Source organism: Candidatus Cloacimonadota bacterium (genome assembly GCA_020532355.1).
Classification (GTDB): domain Bacteria; phylum Cloacimonadota; class Cloacimonadia; order Cloacimonadales; family Cloacimonadaceae; genus UBA5456.
On sequence record JAJBBD010000171.1, the window covers coordinates 1 to 7,290 of the forward strand.

The window sequence follows — 7,290 nt, forward strand, 5'->3', positions numbered from 1 at the left end:
AAAAACTATGTTAACAATGATTATCCAATACCGAATATTAGTATCTCCGGATCTGGATTCTGTATTAGCAAGCTTTGGTATTTCCGCGCAGGATTTTGAGCGGATAACGATTGAGCAATTGGCGAAAATGGAGCTGAAGTGATGTGTCTTCCAGGTGCCACGAGCCACATCCAATACTTTTTTGTATGCGTCTATCACTATGGACGATAAGCTCTTAGCACTTCAGAACGTTCGCAGAGCGAAAATTGAGCTTGACTTTATAGCCAGTTGGCTATATCTTGTATTTGTGAGATGAAGATAGTATATCAGAGTGATAAAATCCTTGCTTCGATCAAAGATGTTGAGCGTAAGCGACCGGATTTGTTTGTGCAGTTAAAACTTCTGATCGAAAAACTCAATGGCTTTGATTACGATGATTTGATGATGGAGATTGATTCACAGCTAAAAAAGAGTGATAGAGATCCTAGCAAAGTGATAAAGAAGATACCCAAGTTTCATGTTTATGAGTTCAGAATTCCGCCTCATCATAGACGTGGTGTGTTGCGAATTCAGTTCATTATTGAGGAAGATCGTTGGACTTTATGTTTCACCAGGGTGTGGATTAAACCGCACAGCCCAAAAGATAAAAGAAAGAAAAAATGATAAAAGAAGGGGGAGAAATGGCAAACTCAAAAAAGGTATGGCTTCACAAGCATAATGAGTCCGCGAAAGAGCTGAATATAGATTTCTCTTTGATCCCCAAGTGGAAACGGGATCTAATCGATATTGTTGCAGAGCTCTCTGTGAAAAGAATCAAACTAAGGATGACTCAGGACGAACTGGCTAAGAAGATGGGTGTGAAGCAACCTGTGGTAGCCAGGTTTGAACACATGGGCCGGACGCCCGGGCTGGAATCAATCTATAGGTATGCTGAAGGGCTGGGCGTGGAGCTCAAGCCGCTGCAATTTGCCGAGGCATTCCGCTTTCCCAAGCCTGAGGATGAAGAAGAAGATTACCCTGCTGAGCTGTATGCCCCCTGGCAGAAAAATGTGTATGGCATAGTAGCGGATCTGGCAGTATATCGGATAAAACAAAGAGTGAGTCAAGCTGAACTGGCAAAGCGCATGGGCACCAGTCAATCCGTGATTACCCGCTTTGAGAGAATGGGCAGAATTCCCACCATTGAGTTCATCTACAAAGTAGCCGCTGCATTGGGGGTGGAACTGGAAGGGCTGAAGGTAATTGAAGTTCAGCAGCGCAGTATTGAATTTGCATGTTCCTCAGATTCAATCAGCGTTACAATTCAATCTGATATTGTTTCGAATTTGGTTGAACAGGTAATACAGTGTAACTTCGATAAGGAAATGGACACTACTAATATCACGGAATTCAAAATATACATTCCTAGCCAAGTCATAGCATTTGAGAAATTCGAAATATCAAATGAGGGCATTGATTGTGTTGTTGAGTTAAATAGCTCAGATGAATCACAGAACACAGAGACACTAGTGTTTACGAAAGATTACCTGACAGCAGCTTAAAAGGATGTCAAAATGAACAAACAAGAACAGCCCGGAATAATTGTGAAGTCGATCCATCAGCGTAAGTGTAGCTTTGAGAGAAGACAGGGGAATAGAGGTCCATTAGCCAACAACTTTGCTTTCAAATATGGGTATCGGATTCTGGATGATGGATGTGGCATTGCTGAGCTGACGCTATCGGTGAAGGGGATCAATAAGGAATCAAAAGAAGATATATTTGATTCTGAGATTACCTACATAGGCATGTTTAGCTACATTGAAGGTTCTGAGAACATGAGTATGGAAGACTTTCTGGCCAATAACGCGCCTGCACTACTAATGCCATACATCAGAGAGAGTCTTTCGAGTTTAAGTGCCAAAGCAGGCCTGCCGGTGGTATATCTGCCTCCGATCAATATAGTTGCCCTATTGAATCAACAAGCCATTAAGAATCAAGGGTAAAATACATTTCTAAAGTTGCAATGGTGTATCACTATCTATGATTATTGCGTTTTCGGGATCTAAGCTGTTTCGGCATCGTTAGTCTCTGATCCATGTATCCTTAATAGGCAAATATTATGCTGTTCGGATTTGTATCAAGAGGGAACCGGAGCAATTGCCAAAGCTTTCGATATTTGCTTAGAAAGACAGACGCACCATCTTGGCGCGTTAATTATTATAAAGCGGCAGGATGGCGTTTCTACTTTATTGCAAGATGTAGCTTGTAAACCGTTATCTTTTAAGGTTTTCACCAATGTTTCTCATTATATGATTCAAGCTACCTTTAGGCTAGGTTCATCGGAACATTATCCCGTTTAGCCCGATGATCTCCCGATGAAGCTTAGATAATTGTGACTTAACTCCTTAAGCAATGCCCTTAATTCATGCCCGTAGTATGTCTACTTATAAACGGATTAGTAAAAAAACGCCGCATCGTGTATCTTATGAATACTATAGAAATAGTGCTATCTTACGATATGAAGGTCTCTCCTTGACAATAGTATGGCATTGGGCATTTATGGATCGGGAGGAAAAGAATGGATAGTACCGGATTATCGGATAAGAGAATAATAGCGTTGGTAGATTGCAATAATTTCTACGTATCATGTGAGCGCGTATTCAATCCGAAACTCCAGAAAGTACCAGTAGCAATACTTTCAAATAATGATGGCTGCATAGTATCGCGCAGCAATGAGATCAAAGCGCTCAAAATTCCAATGGGGGCTCCTGGATTTAAGCATGAAGCATATATTGCCAAGCATAATGGAGTGTTACTATCTTCAAACTATGCTCTTTATGGCGATATGAGTGCTAGGGTGATGGATGTTTTTTCTATGTTTTCTCCGTCTGTGGAGATATATTCAATTGATGAGGCGTTTTTGGATCTCACTGGTATGAGAGAAAATGATTGGGAAGCTTGGGGCAGAAATCTTAAGCATACTGTTTTTCGCCGCACTGGCATTCCAGTGTCGGTAGGAATTGGTTCCAGCAAAACGCTGGCTAAGGTTGCTAATCATCATGCCAAAAAGATTCCGGCGTTTAAAGGTGCACTGTCAATACTGGATAATCATCGTTGTGAAGAGGCTTTACGCAGGATGCCGGTGGGGAAGATATGGGGAATAGGCAGACAATATGATAAGTTCTTGCGCCAAAACAAGATTGATACCGCTTTGCAATTGCGAGACGCAGAAGAGAAATTTATAAATCACTATTTGACCACAGTGGGACATAAGACTGTATTGGAATTGAGAGGCTTTTCCTGTATTGATTTGGATGAAGCCCCTTCTTCAAAAAAGAGCATTGTAAGCTCTCGTTCTTTCGGCAGACAAGTAGATAGGATGGACGAGCTCGAAGAAGCGATTTCTACCTATGTAAGCAGAAGTGCAGAAAAATTGCGCCAACAACACTCTGTGGCGGGTCATCTGATGGTTTTCCTTTCCACAAACCGATTTAAGGAAGGACCCCAATACAACAACTCTCTTTCCACAACTTTATTTCCTCCCACCGCCTATACTCCGTTAATGATCCGTGAAGCGCTAAAACTTCTTTCTGAGCTGTACTTACCTGGTTTCGAATACAAAAAAGCGGGAGTGATGTTGGCAGATATAATCCATGAACGCGATGTTCCACTTAGTTTTATGGAAGAAAACTACTTGGATGATAACAGGGTAAAACTCATGCGGGCAGTAGATAAGCTGAATGCACGGCTTGGGCGAGATACAGTATGCTATGCCAGCAACGGCATTAAAAAAGAATGGCAAATGAAGCGAGCTCGCTTGAGTCCACGCTATACTACCAATTGGAAAGACCTGCCCAGGGTAAAGTAATGAAATATACAATCGATAAAGACCTGAGTGTTTCCATCAAGATTCTACGCAGCGAATTTATTGCCTTCCTCTATAGAGTGGAAGATCTCAAGCAGGCACAGCAGTTATTGCATGAACACCAAGCTCGATATCAGAATGCAACACATAACTGTTATGCCTATGTACTGGGTTACAATGGGGAAATTCAATACTATTCGGATGCTGGAGAACCTGGGGGCACTGCCGGAAAGCCTATTTTAAACAGCCTCTTACGAAACGAGCTTTCAGGAGTGTTGGCGGTAGTCACGCGCTATTTTGGCGGTATTAAGTTGGGGGTTAAAGGACTTATCGAAGCCTACTCGCAAGTTACATCCGAAGCAATTGCCTCTGCTGGATTGGTAGAATATCAAAAATATCTGCGTTTAAGGCTAAAAACATCTTACTCATATTTGGAGGGAATCCGCCATCAACTGGAAAAATATCATGCGGAAGAATTAGAAGTTCAGTATGCTGAAAAAGTACAGCTTAAAATAAAGATCCCAGAAGAAGAGTACCAAGAGTTGATGGAATTTTTGGATGGCTATAAGGCACTGAATAAATTAGTTTATTTCTTGGAGGAATAAATGAGAAGATTATTTTTGTTTTGCACTATTCTGATCCTTGTTTCGTTTGGATATTCGCAAACTCGCTTGATAAACACCAAAAACTTGGAGTATCTTGATGTAGAGCAATTGGTTGCAAACTTAGCAGAGTACGATGTGTTATTCTTTGGAGAATGGCACGGAAATAAAGAACTTCACAAGATGCAAAAAGAACTGAGCTCAGCCTTGCTAAAATCCAACCGCAAAGTGGTGTTCTCTTTTGAGATGTGGGAACGCGATACACAAGAGCTTTTGAATATGTATGTTGCGGGTAAGCTGGATGAGAAGAGCTTTCTCAACGAGAGTAGAGCTTGGGAAAACTTTGAAGATTATAAACCTATGCTAATTATGGCACAAGATAATAATCTCAAGGCTATTGCAGCGAATATTCCTCGCTCTTATGCTTCCAGGATTGCACGCGAAGGATGGGAGTTTGTGGATGAATTGCCTCCATCCCAAAGAAGATACATTGCGCAAAGCTTTAGCGCTCCTGAAGATGATTACAGAAACAACTTCTATAGCTTGATGCAAAATATGAGCGGACATGAAATAACAGAAGAGTCTCTAGAGAGATTCTATAAAGCGCAATGCATTAAAGACGATACTATGGCAGAAAGTATTGCGGCAGCTATCCGCAACAATCCTCAACACAAATTAGTGCACTTCAACGGCGATTTCCATTCTCGTTCTTATCTGGGTACTGTTTCCAGATTGCAGAAGTTGATGCCCGAGCTCAAGATTGCCGTTCTTAGCCCAGAATCCGTTGAGGACATTACCAAGCCAGATCTATCGGAAGATATTGATAGTGTGGCAAATTTCATCCTCTTAATCCAAAATGAAAAGAATAAGGAGAATAAATGATTCGCAAGGCTATGCATGCAGGAACATTCTATCCCCGCTTTGGTAATCAAATTCATGATCAGATAAGTAAATGGATCCAAGAAAGCGTTCCCTCACCATCCAATGAACGCTGTTTAGGACTGGTTGTGCCACATGCAGGATACATTTATTCGGGCGCATGTGCGGCTTTAGGTTTTGCTAGCGCAGCCAACGAAAGGTTCGATAGCATTATTGTAATCCATCCCTCACATCGAGGTATCCATTTCGATTTTTCGGTATCTCCATTCACAGAATACGAAAGCCCCTTAGGAAATCTGCCCTTAGATGGAGAATTATACAAGCAGCTAAGTGTTTCCGGAACTCCCAATGTGCATCTTGATTATCACCAATTAGAGCACTCTTTAGAAATCCAATTACCCCTTATAAAATACTTCTTTCCCCAAAGCAGCATCTGCCCGATTATGATTGGCAACCAAGTACCTCCTGTAGCAGAACGCTTGGCAGAGTTACTGTACGACCTTATCTATAAATCCAGCAAGCGTATTTTGATAGTGGTTTCTACAGATCTCTCCCACTACCATGCAGCCAGCAAGGCAGAAGAGATGGATATGAGGCTGGTTAATTTGGTGAAAAGCTTGGACCCGGAGGGGCTTTGGGATAAAGCACAAACCGGAAAACTTGAAGCTTGTGGCATCGGAGGAGTTATGACCCTGCTACAATTTGCACATAACTACAGTTTAGCAAAGGCAAGAATAATCAGTTATACCCATTCCGGCAAGGTTTCGGGGATGAATAATCAGGTGGTAGGCTATCTGGCAGCAAGAGTATTCGTTTAGGAGATAAATATGTTTAGCGCAAAGCAACGCAAAGATTTGTTGGATTTTGCTGCCGCGGTAATTAAAAATCGTTTGGATGGCAGCCAATATAACATACCCCAGGATGATGTATTTCAAGTGCGACGAGGTATCTTTGTAAGCTTACATAAGCATGGTGAGCTGAGGGGATGCATCGGTTACATTCAACCCTATAAAAACATTGTGGATTCGGTGCGGGAGATGGCACTGGCGGCAGCATTCAGAGATCCGCGCTTTCGCCCACTTACGCTAAAGGAGTTTGGCGATATTCAGATAGAGATATCCATCCTTACAGAACTCGAGCCCATAACAGATGTAGAAAGAATAGAAATTGGGGCTGACGGTTTGTATCTGGAGCATCCCGATGGCAGTGGTTTGCTCCTGCCTCAAGTAGCTGTAGAATGGAATTGGGATCGGCTTGAGTTTCTCACGCATCTGTGTAGGAAAGCGGGATTGGCTGATGGGGCTTATAAAGATTCTCAAGCCCAACTGTATCGCTTTGGAGCGGAAATCTTTGCTAATGCTAATGTGCTTGATTAAGCAGTTCTAAACAATCAATCAGGCAGATTCGAGAGCAGAAATGTCACAGTATCAGAATGCAAGGAATTTCTGCAAGTGAGGATTGGTAAAACGGAAGAGCCTCCATTGCCCACAGTGACGAAGCTTTTTGGCAATTACCCTAACCCCTTCAATCCTGAAACTACGATTAGCTTTGACCTAGCAGAACAATGCCCTGTGACAATCGAGGTGTTCAACATCAAGGGGCAAAAGGTAAGAACTCTTGTGAGAGATAGCTATGCCCCAGGGCATCATTCAGTGGTCTGGAATGGGACCGATAGCAACGGAAAACCTGTGTCTTCAGGAGTGTATTTCTATAAGATGAGCACACCAAATCAAGTCTCAACACAGAAAATGCTACTTCTTAAATAGCTTAATAATGGGGCGGTTAACCCCGCCCCATTTCAGATAAGGATAAGATATGAAAATCCACTTTCTATTATTAATCCTGATGCTACCAACCATTGCATTATGCACAACAAGAACCGTATCTTTGGATGGCTCACAGCAATATACAAGCATACAATCCGCAGTTAATGCTTCTGTGCATGGGGATGTGGTTCAAGTCTATCCTGGACGCTACGAAGAGAAC

Annotated in this window: 9 protein-coding genes; all 9 read left to right on the forward strand. The window is 42.2% G+C overall.

Annotated features, from left to right (window positions below):
* The first annotated feature begins 291 nt into the window (after window positions 1-291).
* On the forward strand, window positions 292-642 hold the full coding sequence (locus tag LHW48_06275) for a hypothetical protein (protein MCB5260065.1): 351 nt from the start codon (window positions 292-294) through the stop codon (window positions 640-642).
* Between the two features lie 17 nt (window positions 643-659).
* Window positions 660-1,520: a helix-turn-helix domain-containing protein gene (locus tag LHW48_06280; protein ID MCB5260066.1), complete on the forward strand. Its 861-nt coding sequence runs from the start codon at window positions 660-662 to the stop codon at window positions 1,518-1,520.
* A gap of 12 nt (window positions 1,521-1,532) precedes the next feature.
* Window positions 1,533-1,961, forward strand: coding sequence for a protein-export chaperone SecB (locus LHW48_06285; GenBank protein ID MCB5260067.1), 429 nt, complete (start codon window positions 1,533-1,535; stop codon window positions 1,959-1,961).
* Between the two features lie 575 nt (window positions 1,962-2,536).
* The gene (locus tag LHW48_06290) at window positions 2,537-3,826 is read left to right on the forward strand and encodes a Y-family DNA polymerase (protein MCB5260068.1); all 1,290 of its coding nucleotides are present in this window, start codon (window positions 2,537-2,539) and stop codon (window positions 3,824-3,826) included.
* Window positions 3,826-4,428, forward strand: a complete 603-nt coding sequence (locus LHW48_06295; protein ID MCB5260069.1) for a YigZ family protein — start codon at window positions 3,826-3,828, stop codon at window positions 4,426-4,428. The genes LHW48_06290 and LHW48_06295 overlap by 1 nt, the downstream gene beginning before the upstream one ends.
* Window positions 4,429-5,307, forward strand: coding sequence for a ChaN family lipoprotein (locus tag LHW48_06300; protein MCB5260070.1), 879 nt, complete (start codon window positions 4,429-4,431; stop codon window positions 5,305-5,307).
* Window positions 5,304-6,122, forward strand: a complete 819-nt coding sequence (gene amrB / locus LHW48_06305) for an AmmeMemoRadiSam system protein B (protein MCB5260071.1) — start codon at window positions 5,304-5,306, stop codon at window positions 6,120-6,122. The genes LHW48_06300 and amrB overlap by 4 nt, the downstream gene beginning before the upstream one ends.
* Window positions 6,123-6,131: 9 nt before the next feature.
* Entirely contained in the window at window positions 6,132-6,680 is a 549-nt protein-coding gene (gene amrA, locus LHW48_06310; protein MCB5260072.1) for an AmmeMemoRadiSam system protein A, read from the forward strand.
* A gap of 75 nt (window positions 6,681-6,755) precedes the next feature.
* Window positions 6,756-7,070 (forward strand): T9SS type A sorting domain-containing protein, encoded by a 315-nt coding sequence (locus LHW48_06315; GenBank protein MCB5260073.1) that lies wholly within the window; start codon window positions 6,756-6,758, stop codon window positions 7,068-7,070.
* Window positions 7,071-7,290: the final 220 nt, after the last annotated feature.